Source organism: Curtobacterium sp. MCBA15_016, from assembly GCF_001865105.1.
Lineage (GTDB): Bacteria > Actinomycetota > Actinomycetes > Actinomycetales > Microbacteriaceae > Curtobacterium.
On record NZ_MJGR01000065.1, the window covers coordinates 1 to 286 of the forward strand.

A 286-nucleotide genomic window follows, 5' to 3' on the forward strand; every position below is an offset into this window, starting at 1 on the left:
CGTCGCCGAGGGCGGCGAGGCCGCCGACGCCAAGGTCCGCGAAGCCAGCGAGGCCATCGCCCGACTCGTCCGCTCCTGAAGGGAACCACCATGAACACCGAACTGCTGCTCGTCGAGGGCATGACCTGCGACCACTGCGTGATGAGCGTCACCGAGGAGCTCACCGAGCTCGACGGCGTGTCCGACGTCCGGGTGCGACTCGTCCCCGGCGGTGCGTCCGAGGTCACGGTGACGTCCGACGCCCCGGTGGCGTCCGACGCGCTCCGCGCCGCGGTCACCGAGGCCG

Annotated in this window: 1 protein-coding gene; it reads left to right on the forward strand. The window is 72.4% G+C overall.

The genetic code is table 11. The features are described 5' to 3' along the window. Positions 1–90: 90 nt before the first annotated feature. Positions 91–286: heavy-metal-associated domain-containing protein (locus BIV03_RS17580; protein ID WP_071296605.1), on the forward strand; the 196-nt coding region annotated here is incomplete at its 3' end.